We start from the raw sequence: 23,602 nt of genomic DNA on the forward strand, positions 1-23,602 counted from the left end.
GCGGATTGGTTTTTTTTGCCCATCCGCTCACATTTACGGCAATTCCCGCTGATTAATATGACACCGCTCGGCAATGACCGGGTACTCGGATATCGAGACTAACTACAGCGGGAATTATAAAAAAATGGATATGAAAAAGACCAAAGTGGCGCTGGTAACAGCCTCACTGCTCGCGCTTTTGTCAGGCTGTAACGACAACAGTTCTTCTGCTTCTGCCCCTCAGGATGAGCCCGTCGCTCGTCTTCCCAACGTCCAGCCCCCGGCCGAACTGCTGACGGCCGGCCCCGACGAAGCGGTCATCGCCCTGGTGGATACCCAGACCAGCGCGGCGCGCGGTGTCACCGGCCCGTTCGCCAGCCACAGCCTGCACCTGTGGAACAACGACGCCTGCAACTCGACCTCGGAGGGCGGCCTCAACACCGGTTGGGATGACAAGAGCAAGACGCCGTCCGCGGCGGACAGTTTTGGTCCGGCCTGGGTCGTGCCGCTCTCCAAGATGGAAGGCTGCATCAACTTCATCGCCCGCAACGGCGATCTCGCGAACCTGACCGGCAGCGACATGAAGGTGGTCTTCAGTGATCACCCGGATCGCACCGTGGCCATCGTCGCCGGCAAGAACGAGATCTTCGGCAGCCGGGCGGAAGCCTTCACCGCCGCCTTCGGCGTGGCGGGGGCCAGTGCCCATCTCATCGACGACAACACCCTGATTTGGCAAGGGGGCAAGGACAAGCCCTATGTGCGCCTCTACTACACAGAGTCAGGCACCATCACCGCAAACAGCGAGGGTGTATTCGATTTTCCCTACCTCAAGCTGACCCCGACCAGCCTGACCGAAGAGCAGCAGGCCAAATACCCGCATCTCAAGGATGCCGCCGCCTTCGCCCTGCCTGCGGGGAAAGATCTCAAGCCCCTGCTCAAGGGTGAGCTGGTCGCCATCGGGACCGATGCGGACGGCATCCTGCAGGGGGCGACCCTGGTGCAGAGTGCCGGTGCCCTCGATGCCCTTTACAGCGAAGCGGCCACCAAGCTGGCCTACGGCGCCGTGGTGGAGGGGGGGCAATGTCACCTTCCGGCTCTGGGCGCCGACCGCCAAGTCGGTCAAGCTGGCGCTGTTCGACGAGCAGCACAAGTCGCTTGGGGAGCGCGCCATGACCCTGGACGAGGCCAGCGGCAGCTGGAGCGTGCAGGGGGGCAGCGATCTTGTCGGCAAATACTACCGCTACGATATCCAGGTCTATCACCCGGTCAGCCGCAAGCTGGAATCCTATCAGGTGACCGACCCCTACTCCCTGAGCCTGGCGATGAACTCCGAGTTCAGCCAGGTGGTGGATCTCGACGATCCGGCCCTCAAGCCGGAAGGCTGGGACAGCCTCAAGGCGCCCCACAGCCAGAAGAACCCCGCCGACATCACCATCTATGAGGCCCACGTCCGGGATCTGACCGGCAACGACGAGTCGACGCCGGTGGATCACCGCGGCAAGTTCCTCGGGCTGACCGACAGCGACAGCGTGCCCGTCACCCACCTGAAATCCCTGGCCAAGAGCGGCGTCAGCCACCTGCACCTGCTGCCGGTGTTCGACATCGCCACCGTCAACGAGGATCCGGCCAAGGTGGCCAACATCGGTGATGACTTCAGCAAGCTGTGCGAGGTCAATCCCGAGGTCAAGAACTCCAGGTTTGCCAGCCACTGTGGTGGCGGCGAGACCATCGAAGCCGTGCTCGGTGATCTGCAAGCCAGCGACAGCAAGGAAAACCCCGTGGTGCAGGAGCTGTACGGCTACCTGCGTGGGGTGGACTCCTTCAACTGGGGCTATGACCCCTACCACTACACCACCCCGGAAGGCTCCTACGCCACCAATGCGGAGGGGACGACCCGGATCAAGGAGTTCCGCGAGATGGTGCAGGCCATCAAGCAGAACATCGGCATGAACGTGGTGATGGACGTGGTCTACAACCACACCAACGAAGCGGGTCTCGGTTCCAAATCCGTGCTCGACAAGATTGTGCCCTGGTACTACCAGCGCCTCAATCCGGAGACCGGTTCGGTGGAAAACTCCACCTGCTGCTCCAACACGGCGCCGGAACACGCCATGTTCGCCAAGCTGATGGATGACTCTCTGGTCACCTGGGCGCGGGACTACAAGATCGATGCCTTCCGCTTCGACCTCATGGGCCATCACCCGAAAGATCAGATGGTGCAGGCCCTGGCCGAGGTGAAGAAGGTCAATCCGGACATGTACTTCTACGGCGAGGGGTGGAACTTCGGCGAGGTACAGGATGACAAGCGCTTCGTGCAGGCGACCCAGAAGCACCTGGCCGGTACCGGCATCGGCTCCTTCTCCGACCGGCTGCGTGATGCGGTGCGCGGCGGCAGCCCGTTCGACGGCGGCGAAGCCATTCGCAAGACCCAGGGCTTTGGCAACGGCGCCCTGGTGGATGCCAACGAGCTGGACGGCGTCGATCTCGCCACCGCCCTGCATCAGTCCGATCTGGTGCGCCTCGGCATGGCGGGCAACCTCAAGGAGTTCGTGCTGACCGACAAGGACGGCATACCGAAGAAAGGCTCCGACATCGACTACAACGGTCAACCGGCGGGCTATGCCCAGGATCCGACCGAAATCCAGAACTATGTCGACAAGCATGACAACCAGACTCTGTTCGACAACCTGGTGTACAAGGCACCCGCCGGGGCCGACCTGGTGCGGATGCAGGGGGTCTCTCTGGCGACCGCCATGCTGGGTCAGGGCATTCCCTTCACCCACGCGGGTGTCGAGCTGCTGCGTTCCAAGTCCATGGAGCGGGACAGCTATGACTCCGGTGACTGGTACAACCGGGTCGACTACGGCTTAAGTGACAATAATTTTGACAAAGGGCTGCCGCGCAAGGACAAGGACGAGGCCAACTACGAGCTGATCGAGCAGGTGCTCGGCCAGCACGCCAAGCCGGGTTCGGCCGAGATGCATCAGATGGTGAACTTCTACCAGGAGCTCTCCGAACTGCGTCAATCCTCTCGTCTGCTGCGTCTTGGCAGCGGCGCCGAGGTGATCAAGCGGGTCGACTTCCGCAACACCGGCCCTGAGCAGATCCCGGGTCTCATCGTGATGAGCGTGGATGACGGGGTGGGCGCCGGTGCGGATCTGGATCCGGCCATCGACGGCCTGGTGGTGATGATCAACGCCACCAATCAGCCCCAGAGCATCGGCGATTTCCGTGACGGCAAGGATCAGCCCATCGATCTGACCGGCATGGTCCTGAGCGGTGCCCACCGTGACTCCGACAGCATCGCCAGCGGTGCGGCCAATGACAGCGGTCAGCTGACCCTTGGCGCCTGGTCGGCGGCGGTGTTCGTCAAGCCGCAGAGCGGTGCCCAGGGCGCGGGGCTGCCGGTGAGCAAGAAGACGGATCTGAGCACCTTGCCTCCCTTCGGTGACACCGAGGTGTTCGTGCGCGGTTTCCTGAATCAGTGGGATCCGGTCAACAAGATGAACTTCAGTGGCAACTTCATCTATGAGTTCACCACCGAGGTGACGGCGGATCAGCTGGGGTCGACCCAGGTGAAGATCGCTGGCAACGAGTGGAGCGGCCCCGTCAATTACGGCAAGTGCAGCGATACCGACCAGCTTGCGACCGGCCAGGTCAATACGCTCTGTGCCAATGGCGGGGATCTGCCGTTCAACGTGGAGAAGGCTGGCACCTACAAGTTTGTCTTCACCGCCATGAACAAGGACAAGCCCACCCTGAGTGTCAGCTACACCGAACCGGCGCAGAGCTGCAAGGTGCTGGATACCGTCGCGGGCAATCCGCTCGGCTTCCCGCTCTATGTGCGCGGCAGTCTGAGCGACTGGAACGCCCAGCCGGCCTACCAGCTGAGCTACAAGGGGATGGAAGGTAACCTCGCCATCTATCAGGCCGCCTTCAACTACGCGGGCAGCTTTGACTTCAAGTTTGCCAACGACGATGGCAACTGGAGCAAGCAGTTCTTCGTGAAGGATGCCGGTGGCACCCTGATCGCACTGGAGCCCGAGCAGGTTTACCCGCTCCAGCACGGCGATGGTGGCATGGGCAACAACAGCATCACGCTGGAACAGGGTCTGTGGAGCTTCCTGGTGAAGGTTGACCCGACCCAGACTTCCGGCGAGGTGGGCAGCGTCATCATCCAGGAGTGCAGCGCCAAGTAAGTCTTTCCCATCGAGCCCGGGGCTGGCTCGGCAGCCCCGGGTTGAATTCCGCCTCGCCAAGGGCGGGATAACACCGAGAGAGTAAGCAAAGCGCGACTGCCGACCGGCAGCCGCGCTTTTTCTTTGCTCGTGGGCGAGGCAATAAAAAAACCGCCCCGTTGGGGCGGCTGTTGGTTGTACCGTTAACGGCCGGCCTAGCGTTTTCGCAGCAGGCGCAGGGCGTTGGCGGTGACCAGGGCGGTGGCGCCGGTGTCGGCCAGCACCGCAATCCACAGGCCGGTGATGCCGAGCAGGCTGGTGACCAGGAAGATGGCCTTGAGCCCCAGCGCCAGCGCTATGTTCTGGTGGATGTTGGCCAGTGCCGCACGGGAGAGCCGGATCATGGCGGCGACCCCGCCGAGCTGGTTGTGGGTCAGCGCCGCATCGGCGGTTTCCAGCGCCACGTCGGTACCGCCTCCCATGGCGATGCCGATGCTGGCCCGCTTCATGGCCGGCGCGTCGTTGATGCCATCGCCAATCATCGCGACTTTCTGGCTGAGGCCGAGCTTGGCGATTTCATCGACCTTGCCCTCCGGCAGCAGGCCGGCGCGCCAGCCCATGCCGAGCTCACCGGCGATGGCCTCGGCGGCGCGGGGGTTGTCACCGGTCAGCATGATGCTCTTGAGACCGAGCTGGTTGAGCTCTTGCAGCGCCGCAGCCGCTTCCGGCCGGATCTGGTCGCGCAGGGCCAGCAGGGCGGCCGGGGCGGCGTCAGGTTGACCGAGCATCACCACTGTCTTGCCTTGCTGCTCCAGGGTGGCGACCCGGGTCTGCATCGCCGCATCCAGGGTGGCGACCCGGCTCGGTGCCAGCAACTGCCAGAGGGTGCCGTCGATGCGACCTTCCACGCCCATGCCGGGCAGGGCGCGCAGCTCCTGGGCGGCGGCGAGGCTGAGGCCCCGCTCACTGGCCGCGGTCACCACGGCGCGGGCCAGCGGGTGGTGGGAGCCCTGCTCGATGGCTGCCGCCAGCGCCAGCAGGTCGGCCTCAGGCTGGCCATTGAGGCTCACCAGTTCAGTCAGCTGCGGCTTGCCCAGGGTCAGGGTGCCGGTCTTGTCAAAGGCCAGGATATCGATGTGGGCGAGGCGCTCCAGCGCGGCGCCCCCCTTGATGAGGCCACCCTGCCGGGTGGCTGCCGCCAGTGCCGAGGTGACCGCCGCCGGGGTGGAGATGACCAGGGCGCAGGGGCAGCCGATCAGCAGCAGCGCCAGCCCGCGATAGACCCACTCGTCCCAGCTCTGGCCGAAGGCGAGCGGCGGTACCAGCACCACCAGCAGGGCAACCAGCATCATGGCCGGGGTATACCAGCGGCTGAAGCGGTCGATGAAGCGCTCGATGGGCGCGCGCTGGGTCTCGGCCTCTTCGATGAGATGCAGAATGCGGTCGATGGCGTTGTTGCCGGGCTCGGACACCACCTCGAGGCGCAGCACCCGATCCGCCGCCAGGCTGCCGGCGGGCACCTTGTCACCCTGACGGCGCTCCACCGGGATGGATTCGCCGGTCAGGGCGCTCTCGTCAAAGGCGCCGAGGGGGTCGAGCAGGCGGGCATCGGCGGCCAAGCGGGCGCCCGGGGCGATTTCGATGATGTCGCCGGGGCGCAGCTGGTCGGCAGCGACCTCTTCGCGCACCTCGCCCTCGGCAGTGGTGCGGATGCGCAGCGCCTTGTCGGGCACCAGCGCCATCAGGGCGGTGACCCCGGCGCGGGCGCGGCCGGCGGCGTAGGCCTCCAGATGTTCCCCCAGCATGAACAGCAGCAGCACCATGGCCGCTTCGGCGGTTTCACCGAGGAACAGGGCCCCCACGGCGGCGACCGTCATCAGGGTCTCGATGGCGAAGGGGGAGCCGCTTCTGGTCAGTGCCCACGCCTTGCGGGAGATGGGCCACAGCCCCCAGAGGGTGGCCAGGGTAAAGAGCGGCTGACCGAGCTGGTTCGGCAGCAGGGCCGCCATCCCCATCAAGCCGGCGAGCGACAGGGGCTGCCAATACTTGGTGAGCAGGTTGCTGACCCTCTGCATCAGCGGGCTGCGGCCCGGTTCGCTGCGAGCCGTGTTCTGAGCGCCTCCTTTGAGCTGGAAGCCGGCGGCCAGCACGGCGGCGGTAACGGGGTCGGGGGAGAGGCCGGGGGCCAGATCCACCACCAGCTTCTCGGTGGCAAACAGCACCCGAGCCTGTTGTACGCCCTCCACCCGGCTGACGGCGGTCTCTATCTTGCGTGCACAGCTGGGACAATCCATGCCCAGCACCTGCCAGCTGTGGCGGCGGCTGTTCTGCTCGGGGGTCGTCAGCGGCGGCTCGGTCGCGGCGGCCGTGTGGGCGTGCCCCTGCTCATGATGATCGTGGTCGTGGTCGTGGGCTGTGTCGGTGGCGCAAGCGCCTCTGGGGGGCTCTTCATCCCCCGGGCCGTCTGCGCCACTTTGCCCCTGATGATCGTGGCGGGTCGGGTTGGCGACACCACTGGCCTGTGCCCCGTTGTCGCAGCAGTGGCTGGTGTGGCTGTGCCCGGCCTGTGGGGTGGCGGCCTTGCTGACGGCCTTGATGGGGGCGGCGGCGTGTTGATGGCTGCAGCAGGATTTGCTCATGATGCGTTCCTCTTGAGGGATCCCGCCCCTGCGGGATCCTGGATGACTGAGCCGAGTGTAAACCTTGGTGTAAAGTCCAAGGTCAAGCACTCTTCTCCTCCTTGTCCGGGGCCATGACAGTGACCGCTGATCTGCCCCTGGAGCAGGGGGGACGCAAAGGGATGCCAAATCCCTTTCATTAGCGGGTGTTTGTCATCCCGTGGCGGGCCTATACTGGGGACCCTGGATCCCACATCAATCATCAAGGACCTAACATGAGCAATACCGTCACCCTGCAAGGCAACCCCGTCTCCGTCTCCGGCCACTTCCCCGTTGCCGGTGAGCAGGCCAAGCCCTTCTCCCTGGTTGCTGGCGATCTGTCCGATGCGACCCTGGCAACCTTCGCCGGCAAGCGCAAGATCCTGAACATCTTCCCGAGCGTCGACACCCCGACCTGCGCCACTTCCGTGCGCAAGTTCAACGAGCAGGCAAGCGCCCTGAACAACACCGTCGTGCTGTGCATCTCTGCCGACCTGCCGTTCGCCCAGGCCCGTTTCTGCGGCGCCGAGGGTCTGGACAAGGTGGTGAACCTCTCCACCCTGCGGGGTGTCTCCTTCCTGCAGGACTACGGCGTGGCCTTCTCCTCCGGCCCGCTGGTGGGTCTGGCTGCCCGTGCCATCGTGGTACTGGATGAGCACGACAAGGTGCTGCACAGCGAGCTGGTGGCCGAAGTCGCCGACGAGCCGAACTACGCCGCCGCCCTGGCCGTTCTGTAAGTCGCGTCACAGGCTGATTGCCTGACGGCCTGCCCCGTTCACACGGGGCAGGCCGTTTTTATTGCGCTCCCGAACCTTTTACTTATGGGGTGGGTCTGGCTAGACTTCGCCTCCACATCCTCGTTCAGCCTGTATCTGCGATCCCCATGACGTTTGACGAACTCGCCCTTGCCCCCGCCCTGTTGCCCCTGCTGCCCGCAGCGCTGGAAAAACCGACCCCCATTCAGCAGCTAGCCATTCCTGCTGCCTTGTCAGGACGGGATCTGCTTGCCCTGGCCAGGACCGGCAGTGGCAAGACCCTGGCATTCGGCCTGCCGCTGCTGCAAAGGCTGGACGCAGCCAGTGACCGGGTACAGGGATTGGTACTGGTCCCCACCCGGGAGCTGGCAAGCCAGGTGAGCGCCGCCCTGCAGGAGATTGCCGACGGGTTGGGGGTGCGCCTTCTGACCCTGTGTGGCGGGGTGGCCCAGGAGTGGCAGGAGCAGGAACTGGCTCTCGGCCCCCAACTGCTGGTGGCGACCCCCGGACGGTTGCGGGACTTGCTGGCCCAGCAGACGCTGGGGCTGGGTGCCCTGCGCATGCTGGTGCTGGATGAAGCGGATCGCCTGCTGGAGATGGGGTTCTGGCCCGATATCCTGTGGCTGATGAAGGCAATGCCGGAGGCGCGGCAGCAGATGCTCTTCTCCGCCACCTTGCCGGTCGAACTGGAGAGCCTGGCCTCGGGCCTGCTGCAGGATCCGGTGCGCATCGAGGCCGAGCCGCTCAACAGCCTGGTGAGCGACATCGAGGAGCGGCTCTATCTGGTCAACAGGAGCAGCAAGGTGCCTGCGCTGATCGCCCTGCTGGAGGCTGGAGAGTGGCCCCAGGTGCTGGTCTTCATCAGTGCCAGGGACGACGCGGACGGGGTGGCCAAGAAACTCGCCAGAACTGGCATGACGGTGGCAGCCCTGCATGGAAACAAGGATCAGGCCGTGCGGGAGCAGGCACTGGCGGATTTCAAGGAGGGCAGGGTGCGGGTGCTGGTGGCCACGGACCTGATGGCGCGCGGCATCCACGTGGAGGCATTGCCCGTGGTGATCAATCTGGATCTGCCGGACCATGCGCCCGTCTACGTGCATCGTATCGGTCGTACCGCCCGTGCCGGACAGAGCGGTCTGGCCATCTCCCTTACCTGCCACGGGGATGGGGAGGCGCTCGAGGGGATCCGGGCCCTGACCGGTCGGCCCCTGCCCCTGGCGGCGCTGGCAGGTTTCCCGGTGACCGACAAACCCGCCAGCGGGGAGAGCAAACGGGCGCCAAGAGACAAGCAGGCGAACCGTCGCACCCAGGGCAAGCGCAGCATCAAGCAGTTCAAGGGCAAATCCTGAGACGGACTTCTTGCCCCCGGCGGGAGCCTGTCGTCGTGAAGGAGAGGAGAGATCGGCAGCGCGCCCGGGGGCGCGCCAAACTACACGGCAAGGGGGTCAGTCGTGGAACTGGTTGATCAGGCGGGAGAGGTTTTGCAGCCGCTCCACCAGCAGGGTGATGCCATCGAGGGCCTGACGGCTGTTGTCCGCGGTGTGGCTCGCCAGTTGGTGGATCTGGTGGATCCCCTGATCCAGGGTGCTGGTGACATCCGCCTGCTGGCTCACCGCCTGGGCTATCTCGTCGCTGGTGTGGGTCACCCGGGCCAGCATCCGGTTGATCTGGTCGAGCACCTCGGCGGTGGCCCCCATGTGCTGCTGGCAGAGCACTGATGTCTGGGCCCCCTGCTCCATTCCATCGGACAGTTGCCGGGTACTCTGTTGCAGCGCCCCTATCATGTCGCTTATCTCGCCGGTGGAGCTGCGGGTTTTCTGGGCCAGGGCCCGTATCTCGTCGGCCACCACCGCAAAGCCGCGCCCCTGTTCACCGGCCCGTGCCGCCTCGATGGCCGCATTGAGGGAGAGCAGGTTGGTCTGATCCGCAATCTGCCCGATCACCTCCAGAATGCCGTTGATCTTCTGGCTGTCCTGGGTCAGGCGCGCCAGCACGCCCTGGCTGGCGTCCAGCTCCTGATGAAGCCTGTCGACCGAATCCCGGGTGGTGGCCAGCGCCTGCTGGCCACTGGCGGACACCTGCTGGACCTCGCCCACCAGCGCATTGGCCTGGTGGGCATTGTCAGCCACATCGCGGATGGACTGGCTCATCTGGGTGATGGCCGCCGCCAGTTGCTCGCTCTGGGCCCGCTGCTGTTGCAGGTGAGTGTCTATGGTCTGGATATGCCCCCTGTCATCCTCCGCCGCCTGCAGGATCTGCTGGTTGGTGTCCGCGCTGCGACCCACCACGGCGCGCAGCTCCGCCTTCTTCATGCGCAGCAGCAGTTCAAGGGCGGCCAGGCTGTCCTGACGCCTGGCATAGAGTACCTGGCAAAGGGCGCTGCCCTGCTCCTCGCCCGCCATGGCCAGCAGCCTGGCCAGCCGCCGTTGCAGATGCCAGCCATGTCCCATCTGGGCCAGCAAGCAGAGCAGAGTGATGACTCCCCACCCCGGCTGGCCGGTGACCAGACTGGCCCCCATGCCGAGCAGGGCGGTGCCAGAGAGCAGCAGACACAGCTGCCCCGGCTCCAGGGTCAGCCGGGCCAGCCAGGGCAGTGCCTTGCCGTCACGGATCCGGGCATAGAGCTGCTCTGCCCAGGCGATGTCGTGATCCTGGGGACGGGTGCGGACAGACTGGTATTCGATGATCTGCTGCTGATCGTTGAGAATCGGCGTGACGTAGGCGTTGACCCAGTAGAACTGACCACTCTTGGCGCGGTTCTTTACCAGCCCCATCCAGCTCTTGCCTTGTTGCAGGCGACGCCACATGTCGGCGAACGCAGCCTTGGGCATGTCGGGGTGGCGGACCAGATTGTGGGGCTCCCCTTCCATTTCGGTCGCGCTGTAGCCCGCCACATCGCAAAAGTGCTGGTTGGCATAAGTGATGTGACTGGCGGGATCCGTGGTCGAGATCAGTGAGATGTGATCGGGGAAACGGATCTCCCCTTCGTGCCGGGTTGTGGTCATGTGCGCATCCTGAATGAGCCAAGTAACTGATAAAGCTATTTTTTATTTTTGTGATTGTTACGGCGTCATTGTAGATGCGGACTGTTACACCACCTTGGCTTGGGTCAATAAATCAACACGGGAAAGGCTGAAAAAAGTCGTAGATGGCGGCTCAGCCGCGGGGAGTGAAGTCGTGGATCTCCCCCGTCCTCGGCTTGAAGCGGGGGTCATTGTCTTCTGCGCTGGCGACCCAGGCCATGGCCTGGCAGAAACTCTCCTGCTTGGCGAAGGCATCCCGGGCCTGATCGATGGCTCGTTCGGCATTGCGTCGCTCCATCTTGCTGGCCTTGCGGTCGCTGAACTGCTTCTGCTGGCTCAACATCCATTCGAGGAAGGCCTGGCGGCATTCGGTTTCATCGGCGGCCTTGGCGGGAAGGGCAACAAACAGGGCAATCAGGAGCAGAGCACGCATGGCAGGATCGGATCACGGGGTTGATGAATGAAAAGAGGCGGCATTTTATGCCGGGAACTTGAACAGGAACAGTGTCAGGAGGGGTCAGATGTCCCGACCCCTCCCCGGACTCAGTGTTTGACGAGGTAGAGCTGACGGCTGTAGGCCACGTCTTCCGGGTTGTTGATGGGATACCCCTTGAGCCAGGGCTTGATGAGCCGGGCATTGGTGTACTGGTAGATGGGGGCGATGGGGGCCTCCTTCTGCAAGATGGCCTCGGCCTCATCAAACAGGCGGGCCCGCTCTGCGGGATCCTGACTGTTGGCCGCCTGCGCCAGCAGCTTGTCGTAAGCCGGGTTGGCGAACCGGGCCATGTTGCCGCTGTGGCCCGATCCCCAGAGCCCGAGGAAGGCAGAGGGGTCGTTGTAATCGGCGACCCAGGAGGAGCGGATCACCTCGAACTGGCCGCTTTGACGGCTGTCGAGATAGGTTTTCCACTCCTGGTTGGTGAGCTCGACCCGGGCCCCCAGCTTCTGTTTCCACAGGTTGGCGATGGCCAGCGCCATCTTCTTGTGAATTTCCGCCGTGTTGTAGAGCAGGGTCAGCTTGAGAGGATTGCTTGGGCCGTAGCCCGCTTCTTTCAGCAGGGCTCTGGCACGCTCGTCCAGCGCCTGCTGACTGCTGGTGGAGAGCAGATTGGGCTTGGGGTCGAAGCCGGCGGTCACGTCCGGGGTGAAGTGGTAGGCCGGTTTCTCTCCGGTGCCCAGCACCTTGTCGGCAATCAGGCCCCTGTCGATGGTGTAGGAGAGCGCCTGGCGCACCCGCACATCATTGAGGGGCGGGCGCTGGGTGTTGAAGGCGTAGTAGTAGGTGCCAAGCTGTTCCGGGGTATAGACTTCCCCCGGGATCTGGGCCATCAGGCTCTGGTACTGCTCCTTGGGGAAGGATTCGGTGATGTGCAGATCCCCGGCCAGATAGCGGTGGGTGGCCGCGCTCTCCTGGTTGATGGGCACGAAGGTGACGCGGGTCAGCACCGTGTGGGCGCGATCCCAGTAGTAGGGATTGGGCGTCAGCTCCAGTTTCTCGTTCACCACCCGGTGACTCAGCACGAAGGCGCCGTTGCCCACCAGCTTGCCGGGCTGGGTCCACTGGTTGCCATATTGTTCCATGCTAGCCCGGTGCAGGGGCGACAGGCTGGGATGGGTCAGCAGGCTCAGGAAATAGGGCACCGGCTGGGAGAGGGTCACCTTCAGGGTATGGTCATCGACGGCCTCCACCCCGAGCGCATCGGGGGCCAGCTTGCCTGCCACTATGTCGTCCACCTTGTCGAAGCGAGCGAGCTGGGCGAACCAGGCGAAAGTGGCGGCTTCCCTGGGGTCAACCAGCTTGCGCCAGCCATAGACGAAGTCGGCGGCGCGCACGGGGTCGCCGTTGGACCAGCGGGCATCCGGCCTCAGGTGGAAGGTGAATGTCTGGTTCCCCTCGTTGTCCCAGCGGGATGCCACCCCGGGCAGCACCTTGCCGTCCGGCCCCTGGGTCAGCAGCCCCTCGTAAAGGTCTCTGAGGACCTGCAGCTCCGGCAGTCCCACCAGATTGAGGGGGCTCAGGCTCGCCGGTTCATCCTTGAGATGACGGACGACGGCCTGTTCAGCGGCGAGTGGGGTACCGGGCGGCACATCGGCGGCCTGGACGCAGGCACAGCCCAGCAGGGCCAGCAGGGGGCTCCATCCTTTCATGGTGAATCCTTCAAAATGTGTGAAGCGGGGAGAAAACTCGGCGAGAATGCATCGCCGGCAGATGGGAAATCATGATATCCCCTTTGCTGGTCAGACCGCCAGCATGAGTCCCATGATATCCGATGCGGCTGTCAACGAGGGGGCGCCGTGAGCGCCAGGAAAAGGAGAAAGTGATGAGAGCATGGATCTTGTTGGCCTGCGTGCTGAGCCAGGGCGCCTGGGCGTTGTCCCCGTGCGAGAAGAGCAGCTCGGTGGGAAGCTGGTGCGAAGTGAACATAGAGGCGCTGCACCCCACCCAGGGCGGCGTCGGTCAGTTGCAGGTGGATACCACAGCCCGGGAGCTGGCGGACAAGAGCGAGAAGCAGCTCGACAAGCTGATGAAAAAGAAAGAGATCCCCATCGTCATCGCGCCGGATGGGGGTTACTGGCTGGTGGACAGGCACCACCTGACCAAGGCGCTGTGGCAGCAGGGGGTGAAGCAGGTCAGGGTCAAGGTGATTGCACGGTTGCAGGACAGGGCCAACTTCTGGAGCCAGATGCAGAACAACCACTGGGCCTGGCTCAAGGATGAACGGGGTCAACCCCTGACTCCCGAGCAGTTGCCCGGCCATATCGGTGAGTTGCCGGATTATCCCTACCGCACCCTGGCGGGGCTGCTGCAGGATGCGGGCTACTTCAGCAAGAAGGATCAGGTCTACTTCGTCGAGTTTGCCTGGGCCAGCTGGCTCGGCCAGCAGATGGCCTGGCAGCCGATCGATGAGGTCAACCTCGCGGATCGCCTCGCCGAAGCCAAACGGCTGGCGTGCAGCAGCAAGGCGTCGGATCTGCCTGGTTACCCCGGCAAGCAGTGTCGCGTCAATCAGCCCAGAACGGCGGGTTGAGGGATCCTGCACAAAGGGTCTGGTTGATATTTGTTCTCGATTGGCCATGATACAAACTCCACTCGTGTCGGCAAAGGAGAGGAACATGGAACATCAGAACTGGCAACGTTACATGCTGGAAGCGGAGAACGCCCTTGGCATGGGGGCTCTGGGCACGGCGATCTGCCTCTATCAGCAGGCCCTGGGGGAAGTGTATGAGCTGGCCTCCGGGGATCTGGACGAACTGGCCAGCATGCGGGTCGCCACCTGTCACCGCATGGCCGACTTCTGGCGTGCCATGGAAGAGCCAGCCTATGAACTGCGCTACCTCAAGCTCGCCTCCGAGCTGGTCACCGCCCTGGTGCCCCAGTGCCCCAACCGGGCGTGCGAATCCCTCATCAGCGAGCTGGGCTGCTGCCGCGCCGCCCTGCTCTCCTTCTTGAAGCGCCACCCCAATCCGGAGATCGCCCGGCTTATCCAGGTGCAGGACAGGGTGCAGGGCTGCGAGTTGATAGGCCGGTTCCGTCTCAACTGAGTTCAGCGCCGTTTTTGCAGCTTGCTGGCGATGCGGCTTTGCGCCTCTTCCCCTTGGAGGGCCTGGGCGAAGGCGCGCGCTTCCAGGTCGATGACGAAATGCACCGCCTGTTTGAGCTCCTGCTTGAGCAGCGCCTTGCTCTTCTGGAGCGCCATCGGCGGCTTGGCCGCCAGTTTCAGCCCTTGTTCCCGAGCGAAGGGGAGAAGGTCCGCCGGGGCCAGCACCCGGTTGGCGAGCCCGAGACGCAGCGCCTCTTCTCCATCGATGGCCTCTGCCAGCAGCAACAGCTCCGCCGCCTTGAGGTGACCGACGGCGCGTGGCAGCAGCAGGCTGGCGGCAAACTCCGGCACCAGTCCCAGCTCGACGAAAGGCAGCTGCAGCCGGGCGTTGTCACCCAGATAGACCAGGTCGCAGTGCAGCAGCAGGGTAGTGCCTATACCGACTGCCGGGCCGCCCACGGCGGCGATCACCGGTTTGGGGAAGTCGGCCAGGGTGTGCAGAAATTGCAGGATGGGATCGTCCGCCTCAAGGGCGAGCTTGCCAACAAAGTCGGCCAGATCGTTGCCGGCGGTGAAGCACTCCGCCTGGCCCTGCAACAGCAGCACATGGACCTCTTCGTCCCGGGCGGCCTGGCGCAGTGCATCGGTCAGCGCCAGATATGTTTCCGTGTTGAGGGCATTGCGCTTTTCCGGTCGATTGAAGGTCAGGGTGAGCAAGCCGTCCTGCTGTTCGGCCAGAATTGTGAGGGCCATGTCTGAATCCTTGTTGTCGGGGGCTGTCAAAAGCTTGCCACAGGGGTAAGCTTTGTCTCGTTTAACAACATCATAAAAGGATTTCAACCATGTTTAAACGTGCGTTTTATTCCACCATGGCACTGCTTCTGGCCGCCCCGGCCCTGGCCAAGGTCGACGCAGTCGATGGTTATGTGCGTCTGCTGCCCCCTGGCTCGCCGAACACGGCGGCGTTCATGGTGCTCAGGAACGATGGGGACAAACCGGTGAAACTGGTGGCGGGAGCGTCTCCTGAGGCGGGCCGTGTCGAGCTGCACACCCATTTGCACGAGAACGGCGTCATGAAGATGCGCCAGGTGGAGAGCATCGAGATCCCGGCCAAGGGGGAGGCCGTGCTCAAGCCCGGCAGCCTGCACATCATGTTGTTCGACATCCATACCCTGGCCCAGGGCACGCCCTTCCCGCTGACCCTGACCCTGGACGATGGGCAGACGCTGTCACTGAGCCTGCCCGTGAAGCCGGTCGAACCCATGAAAGGGATGAAGCACTGACATTTATGGACGCTTGTTCAGCTTTTTACTCTAGGTATTCCTTGCCCAGCGGGTAAAATGATGGCCTTTCCAGTCCAAAATGGAGCGAAGTGATGAAGAAGACCCTGATTGCCGGCACTGTGATGGCTCTGCTCAGCCATGGGGCCATGGCCGCCAATGACTGGCGTTTTGCGGCGGGTGCCGATCTGTGGAATGCCCAGGGAAGTGGCCAGGTCAGCAGCGTGGGTGCCGATGGCAGCTACGACGAGAACTACAACTGGAGCGGCTACCTGCAGCTGGAGCACGGCATCCTGCTGCTGCCCAACGCCAAGTTTGAAATGTCCGACTTCAGCAGCAGCGGCGGCAGCTTCAACAACGATCTGCTGGCTTACGACCTGAGCCTCTACTATCGCCTGTTCAACAACGACCTGTTCCAGATCGATCTGGGTCTGACCGGTCGTCGCTACGACGGTGATTTCAACACCCAGCACTACTCCTATGACAAGGATGTGCTGATGGCCTACACCGGGGGTGAAGTACGCATCCCGGGGACCGGCTTCGCCGCGTTTGGCGATATGCGGGTGCAGGATGCCGACAACTACGACTACCGTCTGGGCGGCTCCTACAAGTTCTCTTCTGTGCCGCTCAAGATCCGCGCTGGCTGGCGTGAGGCCGAGATGGACTTCGATCGCGTCGATCAGACCATCGACGGCTGGTTCATCGGTGGTGAATTCACCTTCTGATCTCCCTGAGGAGCACACATGGGCCACATCATAGTGACTGGCGCGGGGTCCGGACTGGGCCGCGCCCTGACCATAGGGCTGGTTGAACGCGGCCATCAGGTTTCCATGATGGGTCGCCGTTACCAGAAACTGCAGGAGCAGGAAGAGCTGCTCGGCAAGGCGGTGATCGGCATTGCCGCCGATCTCGCACACCACGAAGAGGTGGATGTCGCCTTTGCCGCTGCGGTGGAGTGGGGCGGCCTGCCCGACATGGTGATCCATTGTGCCGGTGTCGGCGAGTTCGGCCCGGTGGGTGTCTACACCGCCGAGCAGATCCGCCGGGTGGTGGAGAGCAATCTCATCTCCACCATACTGGTGGCCCAGCAGACGGTACGCCTCATCGGCGACAAGGGCGGGGTGCTGGCGAATGTGCTCTCCTCTGCCGCCCAGACCGGCAAGGCAAACGAGAGCCTCTATTGCGCCTCCAAATGGGGCATGCGCGGCTTTCTCGAATCCTTGCGGGCCGAGCTGAAGAGTGCTCCCCTGCGACTGGTGAACCTCTATCCGAGCGGGATCCGCAGCGAGTTCTGGGAGAATTCGGATCATGTGGACCCGAGCGGCTTCATGACGCCGGAAGACGCGGCAGCCTACATGCTGGATGCGCTGGCCGCGAGAAGCAGCTGCCATGTGACCGATCTCTTTATCGGTCGCAATAGTTGAGATAGTGGGCTCCGGCCCTTGCCGCCCAGAAGAGCAGAAACAAAAGGCGCGCCATTTGGCGCGCTTTTTCATTGATGTGCAGTGCTAAATTATCTGCTTGCCTGCCTCTCTTTACGCCGGGCCATCATGGATGTGAAGGCGGGTAAATTCAGTGCCGACATGGCATGGATGATTGATGATGCATGTCGGCACATATTATTTCCGAGTCGCATATTCCCGCAGGAAGGATGGAATCACCTGTTTTGGCTTCTTGCCAAGGGTCAGCAGCAATTCAAAGTCCGGGTCGATAATGCCATGTCGACACGCCAGCTCTTCCAACAAGGCAAGCCAGAGGTGGGCCGTCACCTCGGCATCCGCCAGGGCACGGTGAAATACCCCGTCATTGGGCAGGCTCCGGTATTGCACCAGGGTACCCAGCTTGTGATCCGGGGCATCGGGAAACAGGCGCCTCGATAGCAGCAGGGAACAGGCGAACTGGCCGCGGTATTGCGCCGGCAATCGCTCTATTTCCGCATCCAGAAAGCGCTTGTCGAAGGAGGCGTTGTGGGCGACCAGATTGTCATCACCGATAAAGTCGACGAAATCCGCCATCACCTCGTTACAGGGGGGAGCCTGTTTCAGCATGGCATTGCTGATCCCGGTATATTGCTCGATGAAGCTGCTCACGTTGAAGCCCGGATTCATCAATGCCGAGAAACGCTCACTGATATGGCCATCCTTGATTCTGACGGCACCGATCTCGATGGCTCTATCCCCTTGTCCGGGTGAAAGCCCTGTGGTCTCGAAGTCGAGCACGACAACGGTATTGGCTGAGGCGATGGACATAACTTCTCGGGCAAGCTGGGTAAAGAGCGCCAGTCTAGGAAATCAGCCGTGCCGTGTACAGGGCAATGCAGTTATCTCATTGGTTCACGCTGGAGACGCATTTTTGTGCATCATGGCTGAGAGCCATATAAAAAGCCCCGAGTGCCGTGGCACTCGGGGCTTTCCTATGAAAAGCGAAAGGCGGTGTCGGCGTTATCAGCGACCCAGCTTGGCCTTGAGCATGGCAACGATCTCGCCGATGGCCACTTCCTGCTTCTCGCCGGAGCGGCGGCACTTGTACTCCACCACGCCGTTGTCGAGACCACGGTCACCGATGACGATGGCGTGGGGCACACCGATCAGCTCCATGTCGGCGAACATCACACCCGGGCGCTCCTTGCGGTCGTCGAACAGCACGTCCACACCGGCGGCTTTCAGCTCGGCGTAGAACTGCTGTGCCTGCTCGGCCACGCGCTCGGACTTGTGCATGTTCATCGGCACGATGGCCACTTCGAACGGGGCGATGGCATCCGGCCAGATGATGCCGTACTGGTCGTTGTTCTGCTCGATGGCGGCAGCCACCAGGCGGGAAACCCCGATACCGTAGCAACCCATCTCCATGGTGACGGACTTGCCGCCTTCGTTCAGCACGCTCGCCTTCATCGCTTCGGAGTACTTGGTGCCCAACTGGAAGATGTGGCCCACTTCGATACCGCGCTTGAGCAGCAGCTTGCCCTGGCCGCACGGGCTGGGGTCGCCTTCTACCACGTTGCGCAGGTCGGCAACCTCAAAAGAGGTGATGTCGCGATCCCAGTTGGCACCGGTCAGGTGGAAACCGGTCTCGTTGGCGCCGCAAACAAAATCGCTCAGATGGGCGGCGCTGCGATCGACGATGATGCGACCGGCAAAGCCGACCGGGCCGATGGAGCCTGCGTCGCAACCGGCGGCAGCCTTGATCTGATCGTCGTTGGCGAAGGTCAGCGGGTTAGCCACGCCAGAAAGCTTCTCAGCCTTGATTTCGTTCAGCTCGTGGTCGCCACGCAGTACCAGGGCGATGACGGCCTGTTTGCCGTGCTCGTCTTCCTCGGCCAGTACCAGCAGGGTCTTGGCGATGGCGGTCGGCGCCACGTTCAGGAAAGCGGCCACTTCATCGATGGTGTGGACAGCCGGGGTGGCCACCTTGGTCAGGGCTTTGGTTGCGGCAGCGCGCTCGCCAGCCGGTGCCAGGGCTTCGGCCATCTCGATGTTGGCGGCGTAATCGGATGTATCGGAGAAGGCGATCAAGTCTTCACCGCTCTCGGCCAGCACCTGGAATTCGTGGGAGCCGGTGCCCCCGATGGAGCCGGTATCGGCCTGCACCGGGCGGAAGTTCAGACCCATGCGAGTGAAGGCGGTGCAGTAGGCCGCGTGCATCTTCTCATAGGTATCGACCAGGGAGGCCTTGTCGATGTGGAAGGAGTAGGCATCCTTCATCAGGAATTCGCGGCCACGCATCACGCCGAAACGGGGGCGCACTTCGTCGCGGAACTTGGTCTGGATCTGGTACAGATTCAGCGGCAGTTGCTTGTAGCTGTTCACTTCGTAACGGACCAGCGCGGTGATCACCTCTTCGTGGGTCGGACCCAGCACGAAGGGGCGGTTGTGACGGTCGGTCAGGCGGCACAGCTCGGGGCCGTAGTCATCCCAACGGCCGGACTCCTGCCACAGCTCGGCGGGCTGTACCACCGGCATGGACACTTCGACGGCACCCGCATTGTTCATCTCTTCGCGGACGATGTTTTCAATCTTCTTCAGGACCCGCAGGCCGGTCGGCAGCCAGGCGTACATGCCGGAAGCGAGTTTGCGGATCATCCCGGCGCGCAGCATCAGCTGGTGGCTGACAACTTCAGCGTCGGAGGGGGTTTCCTTGAGAGTGGAAAGCAGATATTGGCTGGTACGCATCGCGGTAGACCTTCGCTAGTTCGGGCGGCTTGGCCCTGGAAAATTTCAAGTGCGGAATTTTAACAGGCGAAGTCCCCCGGCCCAAGGGCTAAATTCAGCGGCGCTGGGGGTAGGGCGGGGGCCTTGCCCCGCCCGCACTAGACCCGAAATTGCGACAGCAACTGCTGTTGCTGCTGGCTGGCCTGATGGAGGGAGGAGGCCAGTTGCAGGCACTCCTGGGCTTCCTGTTCGCCCGTCTGGGCCTGCAGGCTGATATCCGAAACCTTGCCCGTGGTGTGTCCCAGGGTGTGGGAGAGCTGGCTGGTCGCCTCTGCTACCTGTTGCACCATGTCGGCGAGTTGATCGATGGCCTCTTCTACCTTGAACAGGATCTGTTTGGTGTTGTCGGAGTCCGCCATACCCGATTCCACGGTTTTCAGGTTGCGTTGCATCATCAGATAGGCCTGCTCTGTCTGCTGCTGGATGCTGTTGATCACGTCCGTTATCTCGGCGCTGGAGGTGGCGGTGCGATTGGCCAGGGTGCGCACCTCGTCGGCCACCACGGCAAAACCGCGCCCCATCTCGCCCGCCCGGGCGGCTTCGATGGCGGCATTGAGTGCCAGCAGGTTGGTCTGCTCCGAGATATTGCTGATGGTGGAGATGATCTGGCCAATCTGCCCTGCCTGCTCCTTGAGGGCATTGATGGCGGTGGCACATTCACCCACCTCCATGACCACCCGCTGCATGCCGGCGGTGGCGGAGGAGACATACTGGCTGCTTTGCGTGGTGAGCTGGCGTACCTCGTTGGCGTTGTGTGCCGCCAGGTTGCAGTTGTCCGAGATGGTGGTGGCCACCTGCACCATCTGCTCGCTGTCGTGGTGCAGCGCCTGGGCATGCGCAGCGGTCTGGCGGCTGCTCTGGCTGATGGCCTGGACCCGGTTGACCGAGGTGTGCACGTGCTGGTTGATGTGCTGGTTGTTGTCCATGGTGGCGCTGATCATCTTCTGCAGCTTCTCGATGAAGCGATCCACGCTGCCGGCCAGGGAGCCAATCTCGTCGTCGCGTGAGAGGTTGATGCGGGCATTGAGATCTCCTTCCCCGGCGGCGATGTCCTGCATGCGCTTGTCGACCTGGAGTAGCGGGCGAACAATGGTGCGAACCAGCCAGAAGCCGCAGCCGGTGACGATCAGCAGGCTGAGCAGCAAGCCCCCCAGGATGAGTCCCTTGGTGTAGTCGATGATGGCGTTGAGCTGGTGAACCTGATCCTCGACGGTGGCGTCCCCCTGGGCCTCGACCTCGACCAGCGCCAGCCTGAGCTGGTCGGCACTGTGTTCGTAACGGGCCAGCTGGTTCTGATAAGCGCTCAGGGCTGTTGTCCATTCACGGATCAGGCGGGTATTGTCGGCTTGCAGGGCACGATACTGGGTGGAGAGCATTTGGCCTGCAAACTCCCCGTCACCGGGCACATCGAACTGGCCGGTTGCCAGCATGCCGTCAACCGCGTCCTGATAGAAGCGGGTGGCTTGTGCCAGCTCGGCCTGGATGGCAGGAGTAGGGCCTTCGCTCTGCATCTTCTCCAGCGCATAGAGCTGGCGCAAGAATCCGATGTTGGCCTCCATGCCGCCATCGGCCGCCTGCCAGCGGGTCGCAAGGCCGCCGTTCCAGCTGATGGCCTGATCCGGTGAGCGGGTGAGGCTCTCGACGGCCTCGTCACCGATCACCTCCAGCCTGGTCGAGAGGCGTGACATGCGTTCAGAACTGGCACGCAGCGCCTCATCGGCGCTCGTGAAGGTGCGATAGAGAGTCAGCAGCTGTGCCTGCTCTTGCTGATAGGTCTGCTCATGCTGCTTCAGTGTGGTAATGGCCGCCCCATCGATGAGCCCGCCTTGCTCCACCCGGCGCAAGGCGTCGCTGGCCGCTTCTTTTGCCCGTTGCAGTTCCGGTGCGTCGAGGGGGATCCCCGAGAGCATTTTCTGGATATAGAGCGACTGGTTGCCGAGTTCGATGGAGCCCTCCATGGCACCATCTGCCGTCTGCCAGGCGGCACCCAGGACGTAGGAGAGCAGATCAGCCAGCCGCTGGCTGCCATACCAGCCGATCGCCCCCATGCCCAGGGTGCAGCCGAGTAGAATGGTGAGTCCGAGGTTGGATGTGGTGACGATTTTCATGACTCAAGCCTTCCCTGGTGCCGAACAAGACCATTTCAGTGTTCAATCAATGATGAAGATGTGCCATCCCCGATGGAAAATAAAGTGACAGACAGTGTTCTGAACGAGGGAAATGGCCGGGTATGAAGAGCGGGTCATCCCATGATCTGCATGGACCTATGCTGGATACTTATCCAGTTATTCTTTATGCTATGACCCAATTTGCGAGAGTCTGCGTGGCGAGGAAAAGAACATGATCGGTCGCTTGAGAGGCGTCATCATCGAGAAGCAACCCCCCGAGGTGTTGCTGGAAGTCGGAGGGGTGGGATATGAGGTTCATATGCCCATGAGCTGCTTCTATGATCTGCCCGAACTCGGGAAAGAGGCCGTCATTCACACCCACTTCGTGGTGCGTGAAGATGCCCAGCTGCTCTACGGCTTCAACCACAAGCAGGAGCGGGCGCTGTTTCGCGAGCTGATCAAGACCAACGGGGTCGGCCCCAAGCTGGCACTGGCCATTCTCTCCGGCATGACGGCCACCCAGTTTGTGATGAGCGTCGAGCGCGAGGAGATAAGCTCCCTGGTCAAGTTGCCCGGCGTGGGCAAGAAGACCGCCGAGCGCCTGGTGGTGGAGATGAAAGACCGCCTCAAGGGCTGGGTCAGCCACGATCTCTTCTCCCCGGCCGAAATCACCCTGCCCGCGAAAGAGAGCCCGCTGCGTGCCCCGGATGCGAGCGAGGAGGCGGCCAGTGCACTGGTGGCCCTCGGCTACAAGCCGCAGCAGGCCAGCCAGATCGTCAGCAAGGTGGCCGCCGACGGCATGTCGGTAGAGGAGATCATTCGTGAATCCCTGCGCAGCCTGGTGTGAGGTAGACAATGATTGAAGCGGATCGCCTCATCTCGGCCGGTGCCGCCCGTGAGGACGAGATCATCGATCGGGCCATCCGGCCCAGAAAGCTGGCCGATTACACCGGACAGGATCATGTCTGCGATCAGATGGAGATCTTCATCGAGGCCGCCCGCCAGCGCGGGGAGGCCCTCGATCATCTGCTGATCTTCGGGCCTCCCGGCCTTGGCAAGACCACGCTGGCCAACATCGTCGCCAACGAGATGGGGGTCAACATCAAGACCACCTCGGGCCCCGTGCTGGAGAAGGCCGGCGATCTGGCGGCGCTCCTCACCAACCTGGAACCGAACGATGTGCTCTTCATCGACGAGATCCACCGTCTCAGCCCGGTGGTGGAGGAGGTGCTCTACCCGGCCATGGAGGATTATCAGCTCGACATCATGATAGGGGAGGGGCCGGCGGCCCGCTCCATCAAGCTCGATCTCCCTCCCTTCACCCTGATCGGTGCCACCACCCGGGCCGGCTCCCTCACCAGCCCCCTGCGTGACCGGTTTGGCATCGTGCAGCGCCTCGAGTTTTACAACGTCAAGGACCTGACCGACATCGTCTCTCGCAGCGCCCGTTGCCTCGGGCTCGACATGACGGAAGACGGCGCTCTCGAGGTAGCCCGTCGCTCCCGGGGGACACCGCGGATTGCTAACCGTTTGTTAAGGCGGGTACGGGATTTTGCCCAGGTGAAGTCTGACGGGCGAATTGACGGACCCATTTCGGCCCGTGCCATGGACATGCTGGACGTGGACAACGAAGGTTTCGACTTCATGGATCGCAAGCTATTGTTGGCCGTCATCGACAAGTTTATGGGGGGGCCCGTCGGGCTCGACAACCTGGCCGCCGCCATCGGTGAGGAGAAGGACACCATAGAAGACGTGCTGGAACCTTATCTGATCCAGCAAGGCTATCTGCAACGTACACCCAGAGGGCGGATCGCAACTCAGAGAGCCTACGCACACTTTGGCCTGGAACGACCGGCAGATCAGTAGACGTTG

General features: G+C 62.9%; 17 protein-coding genes and 1 pseudogene. 10 read left to right on the forward strand and 8 right to left on the reverse strand.

The features are described 5' to 3' along the window. The first annotated feature begins 124 nt into the window (after positions 1–124). A pseudogene (gene pulA, locus H7R73_RS03200) lies at positions 125–4,178 on the forward strand (pullulanase-type alpha-1,6-glucosidase). Between the two features lie 194 nt (positions 4,179–4,372). Here the strand turns inward: pulA and H7R73_RS03205 are convergent. Continuing rightward, positions 4,373–6,796 (reverse strand): zinc/cadmium/mercury/lead-transporting ATPase, encoded by a 2,424-nt coding sequence (locus H7R73_RS03205; protein WP_103260816.1) that lies wholly within the window; start codon positions 6,794–6,796, stop codon positions 4,373–4,375. 254 nt (positions 6,797–7,050) lie between these two features. On the opposite strand from H7R73_RS03205, the gene tpx reads away from it, so the two are divergent. Both tpx and H7R73_RS03215 read left to right on the forward strand, forming a co-directional pair. Continuing rightward, entirely contained in the window at positions 7,051–7,551 is a 501-nt protein-coding gene (gene tpx, locus H7R73_RS03210) for a thiol peroxidase (protein WP_010672853.1), read from the forward strand. A 146-nt stretch (positions 7,552–7,697) separates the two neighbouring features. Further along, a complete protein-coding gene (locus H7R73_RS03215) occupies positions 7,698–8,918 on the forward strand; it encodes a DEAD/DEAH box helicase (RefSeq protein WP_103260815.1) in 1,221 nt (406 codons plus the stop codon). Positions 8,919–9,014: 96 nt separating this feature from the next. On the opposite strand, the gene H7R73_RS03220 is transcribed toward H7R73_RS03215, so the two are convergent. From H7R73_RS03220 to H7R73_RS03230, 3 genes are all read right to left on the reverse strand, one after another. Next, positions 9,015–10,574 (reverse strand): methyl-accepting chemotaxis protein, encoded by a 1,560-nt coding sequence (locus tag H7R73_RS03220; RefSeq protein WP_069784888.1) that lies wholly within the window; start codon positions 10,572–10,574, stop codon positions 9,015–9,017. 151 nt (positions 10,575–10,725) lie between these two features. Beyond that, on the reverse strand, positions 10,726–11,025 hold the full coding sequence (locus H7R73_RS03225) for a hypothetical protein (protein WP_010672856.1): 300 nt from the start codon (positions 11,023–11,025) through the stop codon (positions 10,726–10,728). Positions 11,026–11,135: 110 nt separating this feature from the next. Next, entirely contained in the window at positions 11,136–12,740 is a 1,605-nt protein-coding gene (locus H7R73_RS03230) for a peptide ABC transporter substrate-binding protein (protein ID WP_103260814.1), read from the reverse strand. A gap of 173 nt (positions 12,741–12,913) precedes the next feature. On the opposite strand from H7R73_RS03230, the gene H7R73_RS03235 reads away from it, so the two are divergent. After that, entirely contained in the window at positions 12,914–13,621 is a 708-nt protein-coding gene (locus H7R73_RS03235; RefSeq protein ID WP_041214520.1) for a ParB-like protein, read from the forward strand. Between the two features lie 85 nt (positions 13,622–13,706). Next, positions 13,707–14,135, forward strand: a complete 429-nt coding sequence (locus H7R73_RS03240) for a DUF2753 family protein (RefSeq protein ID WP_039039476.1) — start codon at positions 13,707–13,709, stop codon at positions 14,133–14,135. A gap of 2 nt (positions 14,136–14,137) precedes the next feature. Here the strand turns inward: H7R73_RS03240 and H7R73_RS03245 are convergent, their stop codons facing one another. Beyond that, on the reverse strand, positions 14,138–14,887 hold the full coding sequence (locus tag H7R73_RS03245) for an enoyl-CoA hydratase-related protein (protein WP_182951470.1): 750 nt from the start codon (positions 14,885–14,887) through the stop codon (positions 14,138–14,140). 89 nt (positions 14,888–14,976) lie between these two features. Here H7R73_RS03245 and H7R73_RS03250 point away from each other — a divergent pair, with 89 nt between their 5' ends. The 3 genes from H7R73_RS03250 to H7R73_RS03260 all read left to right on the forward strand — a co-directional run bounded on the left by H7R73_RS03250 (position 14,977) and on the right by H7R73_RS03260 (position 16,838). Beyond that, positions 14,977–15,417: a copper chaperone PCu(A)C gene (locus H7R73_RS03250; RefSeq protein ID WP_039039478.1), complete on the forward strand. Its 441-nt coding sequence runs from the start codon at positions 14,977–14,979 to the stop codon at positions 15,415–15,417. Positions 15,418–15,509: 92 nt separating this feature from the next. Continuing rightward, positions 15,510–16,139, forward strand: coding sequence for a TIGR04219 family outer membrane beta-barrel protein (locus H7R73_RS03255; RefSeq protein ID WP_010672862.1), 630 nt, complete (start codon positions 15,510–15,512; stop codon positions 16,137–16,139). Positions 16,140–16,157: 18 nt separating this feature from the next. Next, positions 16,158–16,838 carry an SDR family oxidoreductase gene (locus H7R73_RS03260; RefSeq protein ID WP_010672863.1) on the forward strand — a complete coding sequence of 227 codons (681 nt, stop codon included), beginning with the start codon at positions 16,158–16,160 and terminating at the stop codon, positions 16,836–16,838. A gap of 195 nt (positions 16,839–17,033) precedes the next feature. On the opposite strand, the gene H7R73_RS03265 is transcribed toward H7R73_RS03260, so the two are convergent. The 3 genes from H7R73_RS03265 to H7R73_RS03275 all read right to left on the reverse strand — a co-directional run bounded on the left by H7R73_RS03265 (position 17,034) and on the right by H7R73_RS03275 (position 21,730). Further along, entirely contained in the window at positions 17,034–17,663 is a 630-nt protein-coding gene (locus tag H7R73_RS03265; protein ID WP_039039479.1) for a 3'-5' exonuclease, read from the reverse strand. A gap of 195 nt (positions 17,664–17,858) precedes the next feature. Then, on the reverse strand, positions 17,859–19,583 hold the full coding sequence (locus H7R73_RS03270; RefSeq protein ID WP_103260812.1) for a proline--tRNA ligase: 1,725 nt from the start codon (positions 19,581–19,583) through the stop codon (positions 17,859–17,861). A gap of 137 nt (positions 19,584–19,720) precedes the next feature. Next, on the reverse strand, positions 19,721–21,730 hold the full coding sequence (locus tag H7R73_RS03275; protein ID WP_103260811.1) for a methyl-accepting chemotaxis protein: 2,010 nt from the start codon (positions 21,728–21,730) through the stop codon (positions 19,721–19,723). A 232-nt stretch (positions 21,731–21,962) separates the two neighbouring features. Between H7R73_RS03275 and ruvA the strand changes: the two genes are divergently transcribed. Together ruvA and ruvB are read left to right on the forward strand one after the other, a co-directional pair. Next, complete coding sequence (gene ruvA / locus H7R73_RS03280) at positions 21,963–22,577, forward strand: Holliday junction branch migration protein RuvA (protein ID WP_010672867.1); 615 nt, start codon at positions 21,963–21,965, stop codon at positions 22,575–22,577. 8 nt (positions 22,578–22,585) lie between these two features. Then, positions 22,586–23,596: a Holliday junction branch migration DNA helicase RuvB gene (ruvB, locus tag H7R73_RS03285; RefSeq protein ID WP_041214526.1), complete on the forward strand. Its 1,011-nt coding sequence runs from the start codon at positions 22,586–22,588 to the stop codon at positions 23,594–23,596. The last annotated feature ends 6 nt before the right edge of the window (positions 23,597–23,602 follow it).

This window comes from Aeromonas sp. WP2-W18-CRE-05 (assembly GCF_014168615.1).
GTDB lineage: Bacteria > Pseudomonadota > Gammaproteobacteria > Enterobacterales > Aeromonadaceae > Aeromonas > Aeromonas caviae.